Genomic DNA, 20154 nt, shown 5'->3' on the forward strand with positions numbered 1-20154 from the left:
CCCGGGCGCGGGATTTCGACCCCCTGAAGGACGAATGTGTCGACACTGAGTGACCCGGTCAACCTCTCCGCACCGAGGGGCGCCGACGCGGGTCTGACCCCGAAGCAACTGGCGGACAAGTACGGGCTGTCCGTCAGCGGCAAGCGGCCGAGTCTGCCGAAGTACATCCGCCAGCTGTGGGCCCGGCGCGCCTTCATCAGCGCGTTCGCGACCGCCCGCCTGGTCGCGCAGTACACCACCGCGAAGCTCGGCCAGCTCTGGCAGGTGCTCACCCCGCTGCTCAACTGCGCGGTGTTCTACCTGGTCTTCGGTGTGATCATGCAGAGCCGGGACTCGGTCCCGGTGTACATCGCCTGGCTGTGCGTCGGCGTCTTCGTCTTCCAGTTCTCGCAGAGCGCGATCCAGGCCGGCACCCGGTCGATCTCCGACAACCTCGGCCTGATCCGGGCGCTGCACTTCCCGCGCGCCGCGCTGCCGATCGCCTTCACCGTGATCCAGCTCCAGCAGCTGCTGATCTCGATGGTGGTGCTGGTCGCCATCGTGCTGCTGAACCACGTCACGCCCACCATGACCTGGCTGCTGATCGTCCCGGCGCTGCTGCTGCAGTCGCTGTTCAACACCGGCCTGGCCATGGTGATGGCCCGGGTCGGCGCCAAGACCTCGGACATCTCGCAGCTGATGCCGTTCCTGCTGCGCACCTGGATGTACGTCTCCGGCGTGATGTACAGCGTCTCCGGCTACATCAAGAACTGGCCGGAGATCTGGCAGACGGTCTACTCCTGGAACCCGGCGACGGTCTACATGGACCTGATGCGCTACGCGTTCATGCCGGACAGCTTCGACCCGGCGGTCTACGGGAGCAAGGCGCTGGTCCTTCCCCACCACATCTGGATCATGGCCGGCACCTGGGCGGTCGTCGCCTTCGTCATCGGCTTCGTGTTCTTCTGGAAGTCCGAGGAGGAGTACGGCCGTGGCTGACGCAGCGATCGACACCCTGAAGGAGACCACCGCGGTGGACAACCAGGCCCGGGTCCCCACCGTGGTGGCGGACGACGTCCACATCATCTACAAGGTGCACGGCGCGGGCGCCGGCAAGGGCAGCGCCACCTCGGCGCTGAGCCGGATGATCACCCGCAAGAAGTCGCCCGCGATCCGCGAGGTGCACGCGGTGCGCGGCATCAGCTTCACCGCGTACAAGGGCGAGGCGGTCGGTCTGATCGGCTCCAACGGCTCCGGCAAGTCGACCATGCTGGCGGCCATCGCCGGCCTGCTGCCGACCGCCAAGGGCGCCATCTACACCAACGGCCAGCCCTCGCTGCTGGGCGTGAACGCGGCGTTGATGAACGACCTGACCGGCGAGCGCAACGTGGTGCTGGGCTGCCTGGCGATGGGGATGTCCCCGGCCCAGGTGCGCGAGCGCTACCAGAGCATCGTCGACTTCTCGGGCATCAACGAGAAGGGCGACTTCATCTCGCTGCCGATGCGCACGTACTCCTCCGGCATGGGCGCCCGCCTGCGGTTCTCCATCGCGGCGGCGAAGACCCACGACGTGCTGCTGATCGACGAGGCCCTCGCCACCGGCGACCAGGGCTTCCAGCAGCGCTCCAAGGCCCGGATCAACGAGCTGCGCAAGGAGGCCGGCACGGTCTTCCTGGTCAGCCACGACAACAACGCGATCCGTGAAACCTGCGAGCGCACCATCTGGATCGAGCACGGCGAGCTGATCATGGACGGGCACACCGACGAGGTGGTCCGGCGGTACGAGAAGGGCGAGCGCCCCTGACCGGGGCGCGGCCGACGGTCGCAGGGCCGGTGCACGGGGAACCTCCCCGGCACCGGCCCTGTGCCGTGCGGCGGGTGAAGGCGTGGCGACGGAAGCGTGTCCGAGGCGCGATGGCGGCCGGGACCGGTGTAGAACGGGGGAGTGACGGCAGTGTCGGCTTCAACCAAATCCGATAACCAGACAGCGGCGGTGACGCTGGACAAGGCGGACCTGGAGAACTTCCCGGTCGCCCCCGCCTTCCTGCCCGCCGCCTGGCGCGGCGACCTGATGGCGGTCTACGGCTTCGCCCGGCTGATCGACGACGCCGGCGACGGCGACCTCGCCGACGCCGCCTCCGTCGCCCAGCTGCTGGACGTCCCCGGCGCCCCCGAGGACGAGGGCTTCCGGCTCGCCCTGCTGGACGGCCTGGAGCAGGACCTCGACCGGGCCTTCGCCACCGCCCTCGGCGACGACCGGGCCCAGGGCGGCACCGTGCTCGGCACCGCCGCCGGCGAGCCCCGGCACCCGCTGATCCGCGGCCTGGTCCCGATGATCGAACGGCACGCCGTCACCCCCGAGCCGTTCCGCCGCCTGATCGACGCCAACCGGGTCGACCAGGCCGTCACCCGCTACCCGACCTGGGACGACCTGCGGCACTACTGCACGCTGTCCGCCGACCCGGTCGGCCGCCTGGTGCTCGCCCTGGCCGGCCGCGCCACCCCCGCACGCATCGAGATGTCCGACGACATCTGCACCGCGCTGCAGATCGTCGAACACCTGCAGGACGTCGTCGAGGACCTCGGCCGCGGCCGGATCTACCTCCCGCAGGAGGACCTCGCGACCTTCGGCGTCACCGCCCAGGACCTGGCCGCCCCCGCCGCCTCGCGCGAGGTGCGGCAGCTGATCGCCTGGGAGGCGAGCCGGGCCCGGACCCTGCTCGATCGCGGCGCGCCGCTGGTAGGTACGGTTCACGGGAGGCTTCGACTGCTGCTGGCGGGATTCACCGCCGGCGGGTACGCGGCCCTGGACGCCATCGCGGCGGCCGGGTACGACGTGCTCGCGCACCGGGCGAAGCCGGACAAGCGCCGCCTGGCCGGCCGGGCGGCGGCACTTTTCGCGAAGGGAAGGTGAGCGCCCGCGTGGGGGCATCACCACTGGCGTCCGCGCCGGTCATGGCGGCCTACCGGTACTGCGAGGCGGTCACCGCCCTGCAGGCCCGCAACTTCAGCTACGGCATCCGGCTGCTGCCCGAGGCCAAGCGGCTGGCGATGTCCGCGCTGTACGCGCTGGCCCGCCGGGTCGACGACATCGGCGACGGCGAGCTGCCCGCCGAGCAGAAGACCGAGGCGCTGGCCCGCACCCGGGCGCTGCTGGACGAGATCCGGGAGGGCGTGGTCGGCGAGGAGGACACCGACCCGATCAAGGTCGCGCTGGCCGACGCCGCCCGCCGCTTCCCGATCCCGCTCGGCGGCTTCGACGAGCTGATCGACGGCGTCGAGATGGACCTCAAGGGCGTCGAGTACCGGACCTTCGACGAGCTGAAGGTGTACTGCCGCTGCGTGGCCGGCTCGATCGGCCGGCTCTCGCTCGGCGTGTACGGCTGCGACGACTGGGAGCGCGGCGCCGAGTACGCCGACACCCTGGGCCTGGCCCTGCAGCTCACCAACATCCTGCGCGACCTGCGCGAGGACGCCCTGAACGGCCGCACCTACCTGCCCGCCGAGGACCTCGCCCGGTTCGGCTGCCAGCAGGGCTTCGCCCTCCCGCAGCTCCCGGTGGGCGCCGACTTCACCGGCCTGGTCGCCTTCGAGGCCGAGCGCGCCCAGCAGGCCTTCACCGAGGGCCTGCAACTGCTGCCGATGCTCGACCGCCGCAGCCGCGCCGCCACCGCCGCGATGGCCGGCATCTACCACCGCCTGCTCGGCCGGATCGCCGCCGACCCGCACTCGGTGCTCCGCGGCCGGGTCTCGCTGCCCGGCTGGGAGAAGGCGTACGTGGCACTGTCCGGGCTCGCCGGAGGGCGTTCTTGATTCTCACGCCAGTTATGTCACGCTGTGTCAACAGGGAATCGCGACGCGTGCGCACGTTGTTGTGCCCTCAGTCCACTGCTGCCGGGGAGGACCGATGAGCACGCCGACGCCGCAGCGGCAGCGCACCGCCGTGGTGATCGGCGGCGGCCTGGCCGGCATCACCGCCGCGCTCCGCCTCGCCGACGCCGGCGTGCGCACCACCCTGGTCGAGGCCCGCCCGCGGCTCGGCGGCCTGGCCTTCTCCTTCAAGCGCGGCGACCTGACGGTCGACAACGGCCAGCACGTGTACCTGCGCTGCTGCACCGCCTACCGCGGCCTGATCGACCGGCTCGGCGCGCACGCCCTCACCGACCTGCAGGACCGGCTCGACGTCCCGGTGCTAGGCCTGGCCGCCGACGGCACCCGCAGCCTCGGCCGGCTGCGCCGCGCCGCGCTGCCCGTCCCGCTGCACCTGGCCGGCAGCCTCGCCACCTACCGTCACCTGGGCCCGGCCGACCGGCTGCGGGTGGTGCGCGGCGCGCTCGCCCTCAAGGGCCTGGACCTGGACGACCCGGCGCTCGACGAGATCTCCTTCGGCGAGTGGCTGCGCCGCCACGGCCAGACCCCGGCCACCATCGAGGCGGTCTGGGACCTGGTGGGCGTCGCCACCCTGAACGCCACCGCCGACCGCACCTCGATGGCGCTGGCCGCCAAGGTCTTCCAGACCGGCCTGCTGTCCGACCCGGGCGCCGCCGACATCGGCGTCGCCCGCGTCCCGCTCGGCGAGATCCATCACGACCGGGCCCGGGCCGAACTCGAACGCGCGGGCGTCCGGGTGCTGCTGCGGGCCAAGGCCGCCGAGCTGAAGGCCGCCGAGCCCCACGCCGTCCGGCTGGAGAGCGGCGAGCTGCTCACCGCCGACACCGTGGTGCTGGCCGGCGCGCAGGACACCGCGGCGGCGCTGCTGCCGGCCGGCGCGATCCCCGGGCAGCAGCGGCTCGCCGAGTTCGGCACCGCGCCGATCCTCAACGTGCACGTGATCTACGACCGGCCGCTGATCCGCCGCCCGTTCTTCGCCGCGATCGGCTCCCCGGTGCAGTTCGTCTTCGACCGCACCGGGCACTCCGGCCTGGCCGTCCCCGGCGCCCAGTACCTGGCGGTGTCGCAGTCCGCCGCCGAGGACGAGATCGACCTGCCGGTCGCCGAGCTGCGCGAGCGCTACCTGCCGGAGCTGGCCCGGCTGCTGCCCGCCGCCCGCGACGCGCGGGTGCTGGACTTCTTCGTCACCCGGGAGCGGACCGCCACCTTCGACCCGGCGCCCGGCACCGCCCGGCTGCGCCCCGGCGCACGCACCGAGGTGCCCGGGATCCTGCTCGCCGGCTCCTGGACGGCCACCGGCTGGCCCGCGACCATGGAGGGCGCGGTGCGCAGCGGCCACGCCGCGGCCGACGCCGCGCTGGCCGGCTCCGGCCGGCATGGGGGCACCTCCCAGCCCCCCTTGGGGCTGGGGGACGACCGCGCGGACGGGCGGTGGCCCCGATGACGGCGACCCGGCAGCCCCCTGCCATCGACATCGCACCCGGCCTGCCGCCGTTCGCGGCCGGCCAGACGTACCGAGAGGGAACGCACGTGGAGGCACGCACCGGCTCGACGGTCAGGGACACCCCGACGGTCCTGGACCTGCTGGCGCGCGGGCGCACGCTCTGCACGCCGCCGATGCGCGAGGCCGTCGCCACGCTGGCGGCGCCGATGGACACCGTCGCGGCGTACCACTTCGGCTGGATCGACCGCGACGGCCGGCCCGCCGCGGGCGACGGCGGCAAGGCGGTGCGCCCCGCGCTGGCCCTGCTGTCGGCCGAGGCGGTGGGCGCGGACGCGCAGGTGGGCGTACCGGGCGGCGTGTCGGTCGAACTGGTCCACAATTTCTCCCTTCTCCATGATGATCTGATGGACGGTGACGAGACGCGTCGGCACCGGGCCACCGCCTGGACGGTGTTCGGCCCGGCGCAGGCCGTGCTGGTCGGCGACGCGCTGGCCACCCTCGGCACCGAGGTCCTGTTGGACGCCGCGGTGACCGGCGGGGCCACCCCGACCGATGCCGCCCGCGCCGTCCGTCTGATCACCACCGCGACCCGGCGGCTGATCGACGGTCAGGCGCTGGACGTCTCGTTCGAACAGCGTGACGTGGTGACGGTCGAGGAGTGCCTGACCATGGAGGGCGGCAAGACCGGCGCCCTGCTGGCGGCCTCCGCGGCGATCGGCGCGGTACTGGCCGGCGCCGACGACCGGATCTCCGACGCGCTCCAGCGGTACGGCTACCACCTGGGCCTTGCGTTCCAGGCGGTGGACGACCTGCTGGGCATCTGGGGCGCCACCGAGGTGACGGGCAAGCCGCACTGGAGCGACCTCCAGTCGCGCAAGAAGTCGCTGCCGGTGTGCGCCGCGCTGGCCGAGGGTGGCGCCGCCTCCCGCGAGCTGGCCGCACAGCTGGCCGACCCGACCGGCCGCGGCGAGGAGAGCGAGCAGCAGCTCGCCGCCCGCGCCGCGCTGATCGAGCAGGCCGGCGGCCGGGCCTGGACGCAGGAAGAGGCCCGCCGCCAGTACGACACCGCCCTCGCCGCGCTCGGCGAGGTGCCCATGGCCGACGAGGTGCGCGAGCACTTCGTCGCACTCGCCGAATTCGTGGTGGTCAGAGAGAGGTGACGTAAGAGTGACAGCAACCGCGGGTGGAAGGCTCGGACCCCAAACCTCAGTTGCAGTAACACGATCTGACGATTCCTCACCCGCGGCGGCGCTCAGCCGGGCCACCGCACACCTGCTGTCACTCCAGCACGCCGACGGCTGGTGGAAGGGCGACCTGGAGACCAACGTCACCATGGACGCCGAAGACCTGCTGCTCCGCCAGTTCCTCGGCATCCGCACCGAGGAGCAGACCCGGGCCACCGCGGCCTGGATCCGCTCCCGGCAGCGGGAGGACGGCACCTGGGCCACCTTCCACGGCGGCCCGCCCGAACTGTCCACCACCGTCGAGGCGTACGTCGCCCTCCGGCTCGCCGGGGACGCCCCGGACGCCGCACACATGCGGGCCGCCGCCGCCTTCGTCCGGGAGAGCGGCGGCATCGCCGCCACCCGGGTCTTCACCCGGATCTGGCTCGCCCTGTTCGGCTGGTGGCCCTGGGAGAAACTCCCCGAACTGCCCCCCGAAGTGCTGTTCCTGCCCAGCTGGGCGCCGCTGAACATCTACTCCTTCGGCCAGTGGGCCCGACAGACCATCGTCCCGCTGACCGTGGTCTCCGCCCACCGCCCGGTCCGCCCGGCCCCGTTCGACCTCACCGAACTGCACACCGACCCGGCGAACCCGTACCCGAGGCGGCCGCTCGCCCCCGCGCACAGCTGGGACGGCCTCTTCCAGCGCCTCGACCAGCTGATGCACCGCTACCACCGGCACGCCATCCGGCCGGTGCGCCGCCTCGCGCTGCGGCAGGCCGCCGCCTGGATCGTCGAACGGCAGGAGGCCGACGGCTGCTGGGGCGGCATCCAGCCGCCCGCCGTGTACTCGCTGATCGCCCTGCGGCTGCTCGGCTACCGCCTCGACCACCCCGTGATGAAGGCCGGACTGGCCGCCTTCGACGGCTTCACCGTGCACACCGAGGACGGCAAGCGCTGGATGGAGGCCTGCCAGTCCCCGGTCTGGGACACCTGCCTGGCCACCGTGGCGCTGCGCGACGCCGGACTGCCCGGCGACCACCCCGCCCTGGTGCGGGCCGGCGACTGGATGCTCGGCGAGGAGGTCACCACCCGCGGCGACTGGGCCGTCAAGCGCCCCCGGCTCGCCCCCGGCGGCTGGGCGTTCGAATTCCAGAACGACACCTACCCGGACGTCGACGACACCGCCGAAGTGGTGCTCGCGCTGCGCCGGATCGACCACCCCGACCGGGCCCGGCTGCTCGGCGCCGTGGAACGCGCCGTCGACTGGAGCCTCGGCATGCAGTCCAAGGACGGCGCCTGGGGCGCCTTCGACGCCGACAACACCAGCAGGCTCCCCAACAAGCTGCCGTTCTGCGACTTCGGCGAGGTCATCGACCCGCCCTCGGCCGACGTCACCGCACACATGGTGGAGATGCTCGCCGAGACCGGCCGCACCCGGGACCCCCGCACCCGGCGCGGCGTCGCCTGGCTGCTGGAGCACCAGGAGACCGACGGCTCCTGGTTCGGCCGGTGGGGCACCAACTACATCTACGGCACCGGCTCCGTGGTGCCCGCCCTGATCGCCGCCGGGATCGCCCCCGGCCACCCCTCGGTCCGCCGCGCCGTCCGCTGGCTGACGGCCCGCCAGAACACCGACGGCGGCTGGGGCGAGGACATGCGCTCCTACGAGGACCCGGCCACCTGGGCCGGCCGCGGCGACTCCACCGCCTCGCAGACCGCCTGGGCCCTGATGGCGCTGCTCGCCGCCGGCGAACGCGACACCGAGCCGGTCGAACGCGGCATCGCCTGGCTGACCCGCACCCAGCGCCCCGACGGCAGCTGGGACGAGCCGCAGTTCACCGGCACCGGGTTCCCCTGGGACTTCTCCATCAACTACCACCTGTACCGCCTGGTCTTCCCGGTCACCGCCCTCGGGCGGTACCAGCACGACGCGCCGCTCGGCCGGGGCGGCGAGCGATGACCGAGCCCCTGCTGGTGCTCTGCGCGCTCGCCCCCGAGGCCTGGGCGCTGCGCGGCGGCGACTGGTCCGGCGCGGCCGGCGGACCCCCGGTGCTGGCCCGCACCGGCATGGGCCGCCGGACGGCCGGGCGCCGGGCCGCCGCCCTGCTGGACGTCGGCGGCTACGGGGCGCTGCTGATCGCCGGGTTCGGCGCCGCGGTCGGCCCCGGGGTGCGCCCCGGCGAGGTGATCGTCGCCGACCGGGTCACCGACGCCGAGGGCCGCACCCACCCGCTGACCGCCGCGCCCGCGCTGGCCACCGCCCTGGAGGAGGCCGGGCTCCGCGCCCACCTGGGCACCCTCCGCACCGCCGACCACGTGGTGCGCGGCGCCGAACGGTCCCGGCTGCACGCCGAGGGCGCGCTGGCCGTCGACATGGAGGCCGCCGCCGTGCTCGCCGCCCGCGCCGAGCACGTCCCCGACCTGCCCGCCGCCGTGCTGCGGGTGGTGGTCGACACCCCCGAGCGGGAGCTCATCCGCCCCGGCACCCTGCCCGCCGGGTTCCGCGCCTGGCGGGCGCTGCGCGCCGCCGTCCCCGCCCTCACCGCGTGGCACCGGCAGCTGAACGCCGCCCCCCGTCCGCCGACGACCCCCCAGCCCTCGACACAGCCCTCGACGCTCCCTCAGGAGGCGAGCTAAGCCATGGCCATGCCGCTGCGTCAGACCCTCCGCGTGTCCACCTACCTCATGCAGCAGAAGCTGAAGCGCCGGGACAAGTTCCCGCTGATCGTCGAGCTGGAGCCGCTGTTCGCCTGCAACCTCAAGTGCGAGGGCTGCGGCAAGATCCAGCACCCGGCCGGGGTGCTCAAGCAGCGGATGCCGGTCGCGCAGGCGGTCGGCGCGGTCCTGGAGTGCGGCGCCCCGATGGTCTCCATCGCGGGCGGCGAGCCGCTGATGCACCCGCAGATCGACGAGATCGTCCGGCAGCTGGTGGCCCGCCGCAAGTACGTCTTCCTGTGCACCAACGCGCTGCTGCTGCGCAAGAAGCTCGACCTGTTCACCCCGTCCCCGTACTTCACCTTCGCCGTGCACATCGACGGCCTGCAGGAGCGCCACGACGAGTCGGTGGCCAAGGAGGGCACCTTCGCGGAGGCCGTCGAGGCGATCAAGGAGGCCAAGCGGCGGGGCTTCCGGGTCACCACCAACTCGACGTTCTTCAACACCGACACCCCGCAGACCGTGGTCGAGGTGCTGGACTTCCTGAACGACGAACTCAAGGTCGACGAGATGATGATCTCCCCGGCCTACGCGTACGAGAAGGCCCCCGACCAGGAGCACTTCCTCGGCGTCGAACAGACCCGCGAACTGTTCCGCAAGGCCTTCTCCGGCGGCAACCGCCGCCGCTGGCGGCTCAACCACAGCCCGCTGTTCCTGGACTTCCTCGAAGGCAAGGTCGACTTCGAGTGCACCGCCTGGGGCATCCCCAACTACTCGCTGTTCGGCTGGCAGCGCCCCTGCTACCTGATGGCCGACGGCTACGTCCCCACCTACCGGGAACTCATCGAGAAGACCGACTGGGACAAATACGGCCGCGGCCGCGACCCCCGCTGCGACAACTGCATGGCCCACTGCGGGTACGAGCCCACCGCGGTGCTCGCCACCATGGGCTCGCTCAAGGAGTCGATCCGCGCCGCCCGGGAGACCCTCGCCGCCCCCAAGGCCGTCTGAGCGGCCGTCACCGGCCGCCCGCGCCACGACGGCGCGGGCGGCCCACGCCGACAGGCGACCACGACCGCAGGGCCGCAGGCTGGACACCGACCGTCCACCCACCCGAACAGCCGTGAGGGGTACGCCATGCCACTGCTGAGCCGGATCACCGGGCCCGCCGACCTCCGCCGACTGCACCCCGAACAGCTCCCGCCGCTCGCCGCCGAGATCCGCGCGTTCCTGATCGACAACGTCACCCGCACCGGCGGCCACCTCGGGCCCAACCTCGGCGTGGTCGAACTCAGCATCGCCCTGCACCGCGTCTTCGACTCCCCGCACGACCGCATCCTGTGGGACACCGGCCACCAGGCCTACGTCCACAAACTGCTCACCGGTCGGCAGGACTTCAGCCGGCTGCGGGCCAAGGACGGACTGTCCGGCTACCCCTCGCGCGCCGAGTCCCCGCACGACCTGATCGAGAACTCGCACGCCTCCACCGCCCTCGGCCACGCCGACGGCATCGCCAAGGCCGACCAGCTGCTCGGCGTCGACCGCTGCACCGTCGCCGTGATCGGCGACGGCGCGCTCACCGGCGGCATGGCCTGGGAGGCCCTCAACAACATCGCCGAGGCCGAGGACCGCCCGCTGGTCATCGTCGTCAACGACAACGAACGCTCCTACGCGCCCACCATCGGCGGCCTCGCCCACCACCTCGCCACCCTGCGCACCACCAAGGGCTACGAGCGCTTCCTCGCCTGGGGCAAGGACGCCCTGCAGCGCACCCCCGTGGTCGGGCCGCCGCTGTTCGACGCGCTGCACGGCGCCAAGAAGGGCTTCAAGGACGCCTTCGCCCCGCAGGGCATGTTCGAGGACCTCGGCCTGAAGTACCTCGGCCCGATCGACGGCCACGACATCGCCGGCGTCGAACAGGCGCTGCGCCGGGCCCGCAACTTCGGCGGCCCCGTCATCGTGCACTGCCTCACCGTCAAGGGCCGCGGCTACCGGCCCGCCGAGCAGGACGAGGCCGACCGGTTCCACGCCGTGAACCCGATCGACCCGTACACCTGCCTGCCGATCTCGCCGTCCGCCGGCGCCTCCTGGACGTCCGTGTTCGGCAAGGAGATGCTCGCGCTCGGCGCCGAGCGCCCCGAGCTGGTCGCCGTCACCGCCGCCATGCTGCACCCCGTCGGACTCGGGCCGTTCGCCAAGGCCTACCCCGGGCGGACCTTCGACGTCGGCATCGCCGAGCAGCACGCCGTCGCCTCCGCCGCGGGCCTGGCCACCGGCGGGCTGCACCCCGTGGTCGCGGTGTACGCGACCTTCCTGAACCGGGCGTTCGACCAGGTGCTGATGGACGTCGCGCTGCACCGGCTCGGCGTCACCTTCGTGCTCGACCGGGCCGGCGTCACCGGCAACGACGGGGCCTCGCACAACGGCATGTGGGACCTGTCGGTGCTGCAGGTCGTCCCCGGGCTGCGGATCGCCGCGCCTCGCGACGCCGCCCGGCTGCGCGAACAGCTGCGCCAGGCCGTCGCCGTCGAGGACGGGCCCACTGTGGTGCGCTTCCCCAAGGGCGAGCTCGGCCCCGAGGCGCCCGCGATCGAACGGATCGGCGGCGTCGACGTGCTCGCCCGCACCGGCCCCGCCCCGGACGTGCTGCTGGTCGCCGTCGGCCCGATGGCCGCCGCCTGCCTGGACGCGGCCGCGCTGCTCGCCGCCGACGGCATCACCGCCACCGTCGTCGACCCGTGCTGGGTCAAGCCCGTCGACCCCGCCCTGGTCGAGCTGGCCGGCGCGCACCGGATGGTGGTCACCGTCGAGGACAACGGCCGCACCGGCGGCGTCGGCGCCGCCCTCGCCCAGGCCATGCGGGACGCCGACGTGGACACCCCGCTGCGCGACCTCGGCATCCCGCAGGAGTTCCTGGCGCACGCCTCGCGCGGTGAGATCCTGGAGGAGATCGGACTCACCGGCACCGGCGTCGCCGCCCAGACCGCCGCCCACGCCCGCCGCCTGCTCCCCGGGACCGGAACCCGCCCCGGCGCCCAGGAGTACCGGCCCCGGATGCCGCTGACCGATTGGAGCGAACCCGCGTGACCCAGGCCGAACCGCTCGACCTCGCCGCCCTGCTCGCCGCCCGGGGCGGCGAACGCTACGAGCTGCACGCCCGCTTCCTCAACCCGCAACTGCCGCGGATGCTGCACACCATCGGCTTCGACCGGTCCTACGAACGCGCGCAGGGCGCGTACTTCTACGACGCCGAGGGCAACGAGTACCTCGACATGCTGGCCGGGTTCGGCGTCTTCGCGCTCGGCCGCCACCACCCCGCCGTCCGGGCCACCGTCCAGCAGGCGATGGACCTGGAGACCGCCGACCTCACCCGCTTCGACTGCTCCCCGCTGCCCGGCCTGCTCGCCGAACAGCTGCTCGCCCTGGCGCCCGGCCTGGACCGGGTGTTCTTCGGCAACAGCGGCACCGAGGCGGTCGAGACGGCGCTCAAGTTCGCCCGGTACGCCACCGGGAAGCGCCGCGTCCTGTACTGCGACCACGCCTTCCACGGCCTCACCACCGGCTCGCTGTCCGTCAACGGCGAGAGCGGCTTCCGCAAGGGCTTCGACCCGCTGCTGCCGGACACCGCCGTCCCGCTCGGCGACCTGGGCGCGCTGGAGCGGGAGCTGAAGAAGGGCGACGTCGCCGCGCTGATCGTGGAGCCGATCCAGGGCAAGGGCGTGCTCGCCCCGCCGCCCGGCCGGCTGGCCGCCGCCCAGCAACTGCTGCACGAGCACAAGGCGCTGCTGATCTGCGACGAGGTGCAGACCGGCGTCGGCCGCACCGGCGCCTTCTTCGCCTTCCAGGCCGAGGAGGGCGTGCAGCCCGACCTGGTGTGCGCGGCCAAGGCGTTGTCCGGCGGCTACGTCCCGATCGGGGCCACCCTCGGCAAGTCGTGGATCTTCGAGAAGGTGTACTCCTCGATGGACCGGGTGCTGGTGCACTCCGCCAGCTTCGGCTCGAACGCCCAGGCGATGGCCGCCGGCCTGGCCACCCTGCACGTGATGCGGCAGGAGAAGGTGGTGGAGAACGCCGCCCGCGTCGGCGAGCTGCTGCGCTCCCGGCTCGCCGCGCTGGTCGACCGGTACGAACTGCTCGCCGAGGTGCGCGGCCGCGGGCTGATGATCGGCATCGAGTTCGGCCGGCCCAGGTCGCTCAAGCTGCGCACCGGCTGGACGGCGCTGCAGGCCGCCCGCAAGGGACTGTTCGCGCAGATGGTGGTGGTCCCGCTGCTGCAGCGCCACCGGATCCTCACCCAGGTCTCCGGCGACCACCTGGAAGTGATCAAGCTGATCCCGCCGCTGATCATCACCGAGAAGGAGGTCGACCGCTTCCTGGACGCGTTCACCGAGGTGATGGACGACGCCCACCGCGGCAGCGGCCTGATGTGGGACTTCGGCCGCACCCTGGTCAAGCAGGCCGTCGGCTCGCGGTGAACGCGCTACAGCTCGGTGCGGCGGCGGCGCACCACGACCCACAGGTCCGCCGCCGCCACCAGCGTCAGCACCCCGCAGGCCACCGCGAAGACGATCAGCGTCCCGCTGCTGGGCGCGCCGTGCGGCGAGGCGAAGCCCGCCCAGACCGCGAACCCGGCGGTGCACAGCGCGAAGAACGGCAGGAACAGCACCGACAGCAGGAAACGCAGCTTCAGATCGGTGCGCGCGGTGGCCGGCTCCGTCCCGCTCCGCCAGACCTTCGGAGTCTTCGCGCGCCGCATACGCCACCGCCTCCCTCGTACCCTTCCAGCGTAGGACTGTCGGGTGCGGGGAGGCGGAGTGATGGAAGACCGGCTGGACGACTACCTGGGGCTGCCGGTGGAGCGCGCCCGGGCGCTGGCCGCCGAGCGCGGCTGGCGCACGGTGCGGGCGGTGGAGCCGGAGGCGCTGCTCACCATGGAGTACCGGTCCGAGCGGCTCAACCTGACGGTGCGCGCGGGGGTGGTGGAACGGGCCTGGGCGGGCTGAGGGCGCACCGGCAGCGGGCGGCCCGGCCAGTGCGCGGTGGCCGGCTTCGGCCGGGGCACCGGGGCGGGCCGGGCGAACCTGCCCTCGCGGTGCCAGACCGCCAGCACCCGCTCGTCCAGCGCGGCGACGGCCGGCTCGGCCAGCGGCAGCGACAGCAGCACCAGCGCGCCCGCCGCCCAGCCGGCGAACACGTCGGATATCCAGTGGGTGCCCAGGTAGACGGTGGTCAGGCCGATCGAGGCCGCAGTGAGCGCGGCCAGCACCGTGCCGGTCCGCCGCCAGCGCACCGCGAGGTAGGCCAGCACGCCCCAGGTGACCACGGCGTTGGCGGTGTGCCCGGACGGGAAGATGGTGCCGCCGGAGAACAGCTCGGGCGAGCCCACGTAGTGCGCGTAGTGCGGACCCAGCCGACCGGTCAGGATCTTCACCCCGCCCACCGTGACGTTCAACAGCAGCAGCGCCATGCCCATCACCAGCAGCGGCCGCGACGAGTGGGTGCGGTAGCAGCGCCAGCCCAGCCACAGGCAGGCCGCGATCGCGGTCGGACCGCGCTGCCCGGCGATCACCCAGATGTCGAGGTACGGCAGGGCCTGCGGCCACTGCTTGTACGGGCGCAGCTGCTGCAGCGCCCAGTCCAGGTCGACCAGCGGTGAGTCCAGCATGATGGCCAGCACCACCGCCAGGTAGAGCACGGCCGTGATGCCGAAGAGCAGAGCGTGCCGCCGACTGATCGAGGAGAGTGCGGATTCGGTCGTCGTGGTGACGGAATCGCGCTCGGACTGGATCGGAACCGTGCGCGGTGCGGTCGATATCCGCGGCACGGGGGATTCGGGCTTGGCTGGCACGCCTTCGACATTACCGGCTGGCCCGGAGCGCCCCGGGCTATTCGGACGATCTGTCACCCGCCGGTGATCGGTTGTCCGCACTTTCCCCATACGGGCAGTTCAACGGGCACAGGGTGGGGCGGGAAAGCGGAGGGGAGTGGGCGAAATCACCCTCCCGAACGCTTCCGGGCACCGTTTTCCCGGGTTTCTCCAATTGCCGGGCGGGTGGTGCGGGAACGAAAGAGGCGGTCGATTTCCCGTGACGCAGGTCACTTCCGGGAAATCGACCGCCGGGTCGGACGGCGCGGTGCGGTTCAGGGCAGCACCTTCTCGACGGCTGCCGCGCCGTGCTCCTCCAGGTCCTTCTTCGCCTGCGCGAGCCGCTTCTCCGTGACGTCGCGCCCCGTGGCCTGCACCAGGTCGATGGGGTCCACCGGGTTCTCCGCCCCGGTGTGCAGTCGGCTGTCCGGAGTCGGCTTGGAGTCGCTGTCCGTGGAATCGGTCATCAAGATCCTCCATGGGTACGCCCGCCGCCGGGGGACGGCGGCGGGAGGTCTGCACGTCGAGTCTGGACCCGCGCCGTGGGCGGCGCACCACGAACCCGTCGGCGACTAGTCGAGCGGGCCGCCCGCGACGTAGACGACCTGGCCGGAGACGAAGCCGGCGCCCTCGGAGGCGAGGAAGGAGATGGTGTGGGCGATGTCGTCCGGCGTGCCGACCCGCTGCACCGGGATCGCCGAGGCGGCGGCCTGCTTGAACGCCTCGAACTCCATGCCGACCCGGGCCGCGGTGGCCGCGGTCATGTCGGTGGCGATGAAGCCGGGGGCGACCGCGTTGGCGGTGATGCCGAACTTGCCGAGCTCGATGGCCAGGGTCTTGGTGAAGCCCTGCAGGCCGGCCTTGGCCGCCGAGTAGTTGGCCTGGCCGCGGTTGCCCTGCGCGGAGGAGGAGGACAGGTTGACGATCCGCCCGAAGCCGGCGGCCACCATGTGCTTCTGCACCGCGCGGGTCATCAGGAAGGCGCCCTTGAGGTGCACGTTCATGACGGTGTCCCAGTCGGACTCGGACATCTTGAAGAGCAGGTTGTCGCGGAGCACGCCCGCGTTGTTCACCAGCACCACGGGGGTGCCCAGCTCGGCGGCGATCCGGTCCACCGCGGCCTGCACCTGCTCGGCGTTCGAGACGTCGGCGCCGACGGCCAGCGCGCGGCCACCCGCGGCGACGATCGCCTCGGCGGTGCCCTTCGCGGTGGACTCCTCCAGGTCGACCACCGCGACCGCGTAACCGTCGGCGGCCAGCCGGAGCGCGGTGGCGGCGCCGATCCCACGGGCCGCACCCGTCACCACGGCCACCCGCACCGGAGCGTCGGTGGTCACGGACGTGCTCTGCTCGGTCATCTTCGTACTCGTCTCTCTCGAAATCGGACGACGGGACCGGCCCGGGCCGGCGACCCGCGGATGAGAAATGAATGAGGTGCGCAGCGCGCAGCGCGGCAACCCTACCGGCGAGTAGAAATTCCGGCCAGAGGCAGCGCCGCAGGTGACAGAGGGTGAGGGCGTTCGGCGGCCGAGCGGGTGAACCAGGTTGGTCGTGGTCCCGACATACGGGGGAAATATGCCAACTTTGCCGAACCTGCGACTACTCTGCGCCCCTACCTGCCGGTCCAGGCCGACCGTTTGTATAGTGTGCGCCAGCAGCCACCGGCTGCACGGCCGGCGCGTCCTTACTCACAGCGGGATGCTCACTCGCCGTTACTGCCCCGCTCGGGTGTCCCACACACATCCCGAGCGTGACACCGGGACGGATTTCATGGTGCTGGGGGAGATCCCGACAACCCGTGTGCCCGGCCGACTGCAGCAGTCGCCCGGCCACCTCATTCGAGTGGCCCAGCAGGTGCACACCCGCTTGTGGTCCGAATACGTCGGTACCGAGCTGACAGCTCCGCAGTTCGCGGTGCTGCTGGTACTGGCACTGGAGCCCGGAGCCGACCAGCGCACGGTCGGCGAACGGGCCTCGCTCGACAAGGCGACGATGGCCGAAATGGTCGCCCGACTGGTCCGGCGGGGCCTGGTGCTCCGCCGCCGCGACCCTGCCGACGGTCGGCGCAAGCTGCTGGCGCTCTCGCAGAGCGGCGCCCAGGCGGTGCGCGAGGCGACCGGCGGCGTGGTCCGGGTCCAGCGGACCCTGTTCGAGCCGCTCAGTCCGGACGAACAGCTGGAACTCGTCCGGACCATGGCACGGATCGCCCGGCTGGAGCCGGCGGCCGTCGCCGTGATGGCCGACGCCCGGCCCACGCTGGACGCCCAGCGGGCCATCGGCTACCTGATCCGGGTCGCCCAGCAGGTGCACACCAAGCTCTGGTCGGAGAAGGTCGGCACCGAACTGACGGCCCCTCAGTACGCCGTGCTGGACGCGCTGGAGACCGAGCCGGGCGCCGACCAGCGCACGGTCGGCGAGCTCGCGTCGCTCGACAAGGCGACGATGGCCGAGATGGTCAGCCGGCTGGTGCGACGCGGCCTGGTGCTGCGCCGCCGCGACCCCTCGGACGGGCGCCGCAACCTGCTCTCGCTCTCCCCGACCGGCCAGGAGCTGCTGCACCGCTCCACCGCCGGGGTCCGTGAGGTCCAGGAAGCGCTGCTCGCTTCGTTGGAGCCGCACGAGCACGCGCCGGCGCTGGCGCTGCTCGCCAAGGCGGCTCGGCTGTAACGATTCTGCAAAGCGTCGTCCAATTTTTTGGGCGGCGATCGCGCTCCGACGGGCACGCGGCACCGCTCGGGACGCTCCGGAAGGGGTCGACACCACGTCAGGTGTCGGCCCCTTCCGGGTTGTTCCGGTCGTCACGCTCCGTGCTGATTGGGCGTCAGTCAAAACTGATGCGACGTCAGTTCGGCGACCGAACGCGGGGCGTCAGCTCCAGTCGAACTCGGCCGGGTCGGGGCCGATCCGCTTGCCGGTCTCGACGGCGGCGATCGCCGCGAGGTCCTCGGCGTCCAGCTCGAAGCCCGTCACGTCCAGGTTCTCCCGGATGCGGGCCGGGGTGACCGACTTCGGGATGGCGATCACGCCGCTCTGCAGGTGCCAGCGCAGCACCACCTGGGCCGTCGAACGGCCGTGCTTCTCGGCGATCCTCAGCAGCGCGGGCTCGGCCAGCAGGTCGCCGCCCTGGCCCAGCGGGCTCCACGCCTCGGTGGCGATGCCGTGCTCCGCGTGGAGGGCGCGCAGCTCGGCCTGCGGGAAGTACGGGTGCAGCTCGACCTGGTTCAGCGCCGGGACCACCGAGGTCTCCTTCAGCAGCAGCTCCAGGTCCGGGACGCGGAAGTTGGAGACACCGATCGCGCGGACCCGGCCGTCGGCGAGCAGCTGCTCGAAGGCGCGCCAGACGTTGAGGAAGGAGGTGCCGCGCATCGGGCGCGGCCAGTGGATCAGGTACAGGTCCAGCTGCTCCAGGCCGAGCCTGGCCATCGACTCGTCGAAGGAGCGCAGCACCCGGTCGCGGCCCTGCTCGCCGGACCAGTCGAGGGTGCCGGAGTTCCACAGCTTGGTGGTCACGAACAGCTCGTCGCGGTCGACGCCGGACTCGGCGATCGCCCGGCCGGTGCCCGTCTCGTTCTCGTAGATCTCGGCGGTGTCGATCGAGCGGTAGCCGGCCTCGATCGCGGTGGCCACCGCCGGGGCGGCCTCCGCGTCCGGCACCTGCCAGACGCCGAATCCGAGCTGCGGGATCCGCACGCCGTTGTTCAGCGTGATCGAGGGGATCGAAGGTCCTGCGGAAGTGCTGGTCACGAGTACGGGGTGCCCTTCGGTCGTGCATGGTCTTCGGTGTGCAGCGGTGCTGCGCGGGTGTTTCCAAGAGGGCGGCAACCGGGTTGAACAGCGGGGTATTCCCGAGGCGGTCGAGTTCCTCGGAGTTCCCCCCGATGGATGAAACGCCGCGGGAACCGAATTCGGGTCGCACCAAGGGGTGTGGTCTGCATCACGTGCGGTGCCGCCGGTCCGGGGAGGGTGGGCCGGACGGGTGAATGGGCAGGCCCGGCGGTGGTGGTGCGGGGGTCGGCGTGCGGGCCGGGCGCAGACTGCCAGGGTGACCAAGACTTCAGGTGGTTCTCCGTCCAGCGGCCAGCGCGGCGAGATCGGCGGCATCCCGACCCGCTGGATCGGCATCGGCGTCATCGTGGTGCTGGCGGTCTGGTTCCTGTTCGCCAACCTGGACAAGGTGAAGATCCAGTTCTGGGTCTTCACCGTCACCTGCCCGCTGTGGATCGCCCTGCTGGCGACGCTGGTCGCGGGCGTGGCGCTCGGCTGGCTGCTGAAGGGCCGGCGCGAGCGGTGACGGCACCGCAGGAGGGCGCGGGGCGGCCGGCCGGGGAGCCGCTGATCGAGCTGCGCCGGGTGAACAAGCACTACGGGCAGCTGCACGTGCTCCAGGACATCGACCTGACGGTGGGCCGGGGCGAGGTCGTGGTGGTGATCGGCCCGTCCGGGTCGGGGAAGTCCACGCTGTGCCGGGCGATCAACCGGCTGGAGCCGGTGGAGAGCGGCGACATCCTGATCGAGGGGCAGCCGCTGCCCGCCGAGGGCAAGGGCCTGGCGAAGCTGCGCGCCGAGGTCGGGATGGTGTTCCAGTCCTTCAACCTGTTCGCGCACCGGACGGTGCTGCAGAACATCACGCTCGCCCAGATCAAGGTCCGCAAGCGCGGGAAGGCGGAGGCCGAGTCCAAGGGGCGGGCGCTGCTGGAGCGGGTCGGGCTGGCCTCGCAGGCGGACAAGTACCCGTCGCAGCTGTCCGGCGGCCAGCAGCAGCGGGTGGCGATCGCCCGGGCGCTGGCGATGGACCCGAAGGCGCTGCTGTTCGACGAGCCGACCTCGGCGCTCGACCCCGAGATGATCAACGAGGTGCTGGAGGTGATGCGCTCGCTGGCCGCCGAGGGGATGACCATGGTGGTGGTCACCCACGAGATGGGCTTCGCGCGCTCCGCCGCCAACCGCGTGGTGTTCATGGCGGACGGCCGGATCATCGAGGACCGCGTCCCCGAGGAGTTCTTCGCGGACCCGCGCAGCGAGCGCGCCCGGGACTTCCTGTCCAAGATCCTTAAGCACTGAGGCGGCGCGGTGAACCAGCGGTACATCCTGCGCGGGCCGGCGCGGCCCGCCGCGCTGCCCCGCCCGGCCGCCGGGGCTCCGGTCGCCGGGGG

19 protein-coding genes are annotated in these 20154 nt (G+C 72.5%); 14 read left to right on the plus strand and 5 right to left on the minus strand.

Translation table 11 applies throughout. The features are described from left to right. Window positions 1-36: 36 nt before the first annotated feature. The 11 genes from ACI1MP_RS28870 to ACI1MP_RS28920 all read left to right on the plus strand — a co-directional run bounded on the left by ACI1MP_RS28870 (window position 37) and on the right by ACI1MP_RS28920 (window position 13610). Entirely contained in the window at window positions 37-978 is a 942-nt protein-coding gene (locus ACI1MP_RS28870; RefSeq protein WP_380336641.1) for an ABC transporter permease, read from the plus strand. Continuing rightward, a complete protein-coding gene (locus ACI1MP_RS28875; protein ID WP_083462434.1) occupies window positions 971-1783 on the plus strand; it encodes an ABC transporter ATP-binding protein in 813 nt (270 codons plus the stop codon). Before ACI1MP_RS28870 ends, ACI1MP_RS28875 begins: the two co-directional genes overlap by 8 nt. 189 nt (window positions 1784-1972) lie before the next feature. Further along, window positions 1973-2893 carry a squalene synthase HpnC gene (hpnC, locus tag ACI1MP_RS28880; RefSeq protein ID WP_404869807.1) on the plus strand — a complete coding sequence of 307 codons (921 nt, stop codon included), beginning with the start codon at window positions 1973-1975 and terminating at the stop codon, window positions 2891-2893. A gap of 41 nt (window positions 2894-2934) precedes the next feature. Next, entirely contained in the window at window positions 2935-3792 is an 858-nt protein-coding gene (gene hpnD / locus ACI1MP_RS28885) for a presqualene diphosphate synthase HpnD (RefSeq protein ID WP_404870845.1), read from the plus strand. A 94-nt stretch (window positions 3793-3886) separates the two neighbouring features. Continuing rightward, the gene (gene hpnE, locus ACI1MP_RS28890; RefSeq protein ID WP_380336635.1) at window positions 3887-5314 is read left to right on the plus strand and encodes a hydroxysqualene dehydroxylase HpnE; all 1428 of its coding nucleotides are present in this window, start codon (window positions 3887-3889) and stop codon (window positions 5312-5314) included. Beyond that, a complete protein-coding gene (locus ACI1MP_RS28895; protein WP_404869808.1) occupies window positions 5311-6474 on the plus strand; it encodes a polyprenyl synthetase family protein in 1164 nt (387 codons plus the stop codon). Before hpnE ends, ACI1MP_RS28895 begins: the two co-directional genes overlap by 4 nt. A 7-nt stretch (window positions 6475-6481) precedes the next feature. Beyond that, window positions 6482-8440: a squalene--hopene cyclase gene (gene shc / locus ACI1MP_RS28900; RefSeq protein WP_380336631.1), complete on the plus strand. Its 1959-nt coding sequence runs from the start codon at window positions 6482-6484 to the stop codon at window positions 8438-8440. Next, window positions 8437-9117 (plus strand): 1-hydroxy-2-methyl-2-butenyl 4-diphosphate reductase, encoded by a 681-nt coding sequence (locus ACI1MP_RS28905; protein ID WP_404869809.1) that lies wholly within the window; start codon window positions 8437-8439, stop codon window positions 9115-9117. The genes shc and ACI1MP_RS28905 overlap by 4 nt, the downstream gene beginning before the upstream one ends. Window positions 9118-9120: 3 nt before the next feature. Further along, window positions 9121-10146 (plus strand): adenosyl-hopene transferase HpnH, encoded by a 1026-nt coding sequence (hpnH, locus tag ACI1MP_RS28910; protein ID WP_100586787.1) that lies wholly within the window; start codon window positions 9121-9123, stop codon window positions 10144-10146. Window positions 10147-10272: 126 nt separating this feature from the next. Beyond that, complete coding sequence (gene dxs / locus ACI1MP_RS28915; RefSeq protein WP_404869810.1) at window positions 10273-12222, plus strand: 1-deoxy-D-xylulose-5-phosphate synthase; 1950 nt, start codon at window positions 10273-10275, stop codon at window positions 12220-12222. Next, window positions 12219-13610, plus strand: coding sequence for an aspartate aminotransferase family protein (locus ACI1MP_RS28920; protein ID WP_380336624.1), 1392 nt, complete (start codon window positions 12219-12221; stop codon window positions 13608-13610). Before dxs ends, ACI1MP_RS28920 begins: the two co-directional genes overlap by 4 nt. Before the next feature lie 5 nt (window positions 13611-13615). Here the strand turns inward: ACI1MP_RS28920 and ACI1MP_RS28925 are convergent, their stop codons facing one another. The 4 genes from ACI1MP_RS28925 to fabG form a co-directional block, all read right to left on the minus strand. Beyond that, window positions 13616-13891, minus strand: a complete 276-nt coding sequence (locus ACI1MP_RS28925) for a DUF6343 family protein (RefSeq protein WP_100586784.1) — start codon at window positions 13889-13891, stop codon at window positions 13616-13618. Between the two features lie 81 nt (window positions 13892-13972). Beyond that, a complete protein-coding gene (locus ACI1MP_RS28930; RefSeq protein WP_369880203.1) occupies window positions 13973-14983 on the minus strand; it encodes a phosphatase PAP2 family protein in 1011 nt (336 codons plus the stop codon). Between the two features lie 293 nt (window positions 14984-15276). Continuing rightward, on the minus strand, window positions 15277-15468 hold the full coding sequence (locus ACI1MP_RS28935) for a hypothetical protein (RefSeq protein ID WP_043913050.1): 192 nt from the start codon (window positions 15466-15468) through the stop codon (window positions 15277-15279). 105 nt (window positions 15469-15573) lie between these two features. Continuing rightward, window positions 15574-16359 carry a 3-oxoacyl-ACP reductase FabG gene (gene fabG, locus ACI1MP_RS28940; RefSeq protein WP_100586783.1) on the minus strand — a complete coding sequence of 262 codons (786 nt, stop codon included), beginning with the start codon at window positions 16357-16359 and terminating at the stop codon, window positions 15574-15576. A 508-nt stretch (window positions 16360-16867) separates the two neighbouring features. Here fabG and ACI1MP_RS28945 point away from each other — a divergent pair. Continuing rightward, window positions 16868-17668: a MarR family winged helix-turn-helix transcriptional regulator gene (locus ACI1MP_RS28945; RefSeq protein ID WP_232734011.1), complete on the plus strand. Its 801-nt coding sequence runs from the start codon at window positions 16868-16870 to the stop codon at window positions 17666-17668. 201 nt (window positions 17669-17869) lie between these two features. Here ACI1MP_RS28945 and ACI1MP_RS28950 read toward each other — a convergent pair whose 3' ends face one another. Continuing rightward, entirely contained in the window at window positions 17870-18745 is an 876-nt protein-coding gene (locus tag ACI1MP_RS28950; RefSeq protein ID WP_380336612.1) for an aldo/keto reductase, read from the minus strand. A gap of 298 nt (window positions 18746-19043) precedes the next feature. Between ACI1MP_RS28950 and ACI1MP_RS28955 the strand changes: the two genes are divergently transcribed. Then, window positions 19044-19292: a LapA family protein gene (locus ACI1MP_RS28955; RefSeq protein WP_380336609.1), complete on the plus strand. Its 249-nt coding sequence runs from the start codon at window positions 19044-19046 to the stop codon at window positions 19290-19292. A gap of 41 nt (window positions 19293-19333) precedes the next feature. Then, window positions 19334-20062 carry an amino acid ABC transporter ATP-binding protein gene (locus ACI1MP_RS28960; RefSeq protein ID WP_189271367.1) on the plus strand — a complete coding sequence of 243 codons (729 nt, stop codon included), beginning with the start codon at window positions 19334-19336 and terminating at the stop codon, window positions 20060-20062. Window positions 20063-20154 lie beyond the last annotated feature (92 nt).

The sequence above is a fragment of the Kitasatospora griseola genome, from assembly GCF_044999035.1.
GTDB lineage: Bacteria > Actinomycetota > Actinomycetes > Streptomycetales > Streptomycetaceae > Kitasatospora > Kitasatospora griseola.

Coding starts and splice junctions, on each gene's coding strand:
- hpnH (WP_100586787.1), top strand. CDS start 9,121: ATGGCCATGCCGCTGCGTCAGACCCTCCGCGTGTCCACCTACCTCATG.
- ACI1MP_RS28905 (WP_404869809.1), top strand. CDS start 8,437: ATGACCGAGCCCCTGCTGGTGCTCTGCGCGCTCGCCCCCGAGGCCTGG.
- dxs (WP_404869810.1), top strand. CDS start 10,273: ATGCCACTGCTGAGCCGGATCACCGGGCCCGCCGACCTCCGCCGACTG.
- fabG (WP_100586783.1), bottom strand. CDS start 16,359: ATGACCGAGCAGAGCACGTCCGTGACCACCGACGCTCCGGTGCGGGTG.
- ACI1MP_RS28895 (WP_404869808.1), top strand. CDS start 5,311: ATGACGGCGACCCGGCAGCCCCCTGCCATCGACATCGCACCCGGCCTG.
- hpnE (WP_380336635.1), top strand. CDS start 3,887: ATGAGCACGCCGACGCCGCAGCGGCAGCGCACCGCCGTGGTGATCGGC.
- hpnD (WP_404870845.1), top strand. CDS start 2,935: ATGGCGGCCTACCGGTACTGCGAGGCGGTCACCGCCCTGCAGGCCCGC.
- ACI1MP_RS28935 (WP_043913050.1), bottom strand. CDS start 15,468: ATGACCGATTCCACGGACAGCGACTCCAAGCCGACTCCGGACAGCCGA.
- ACI1MP_RS28925 (WP_100586784.1), bottom strand. CDS start 13,891: ATGCGGCGCGCGAAGACTCCGAAGGTCTGGCGGAGCGGGACGGAGCCG.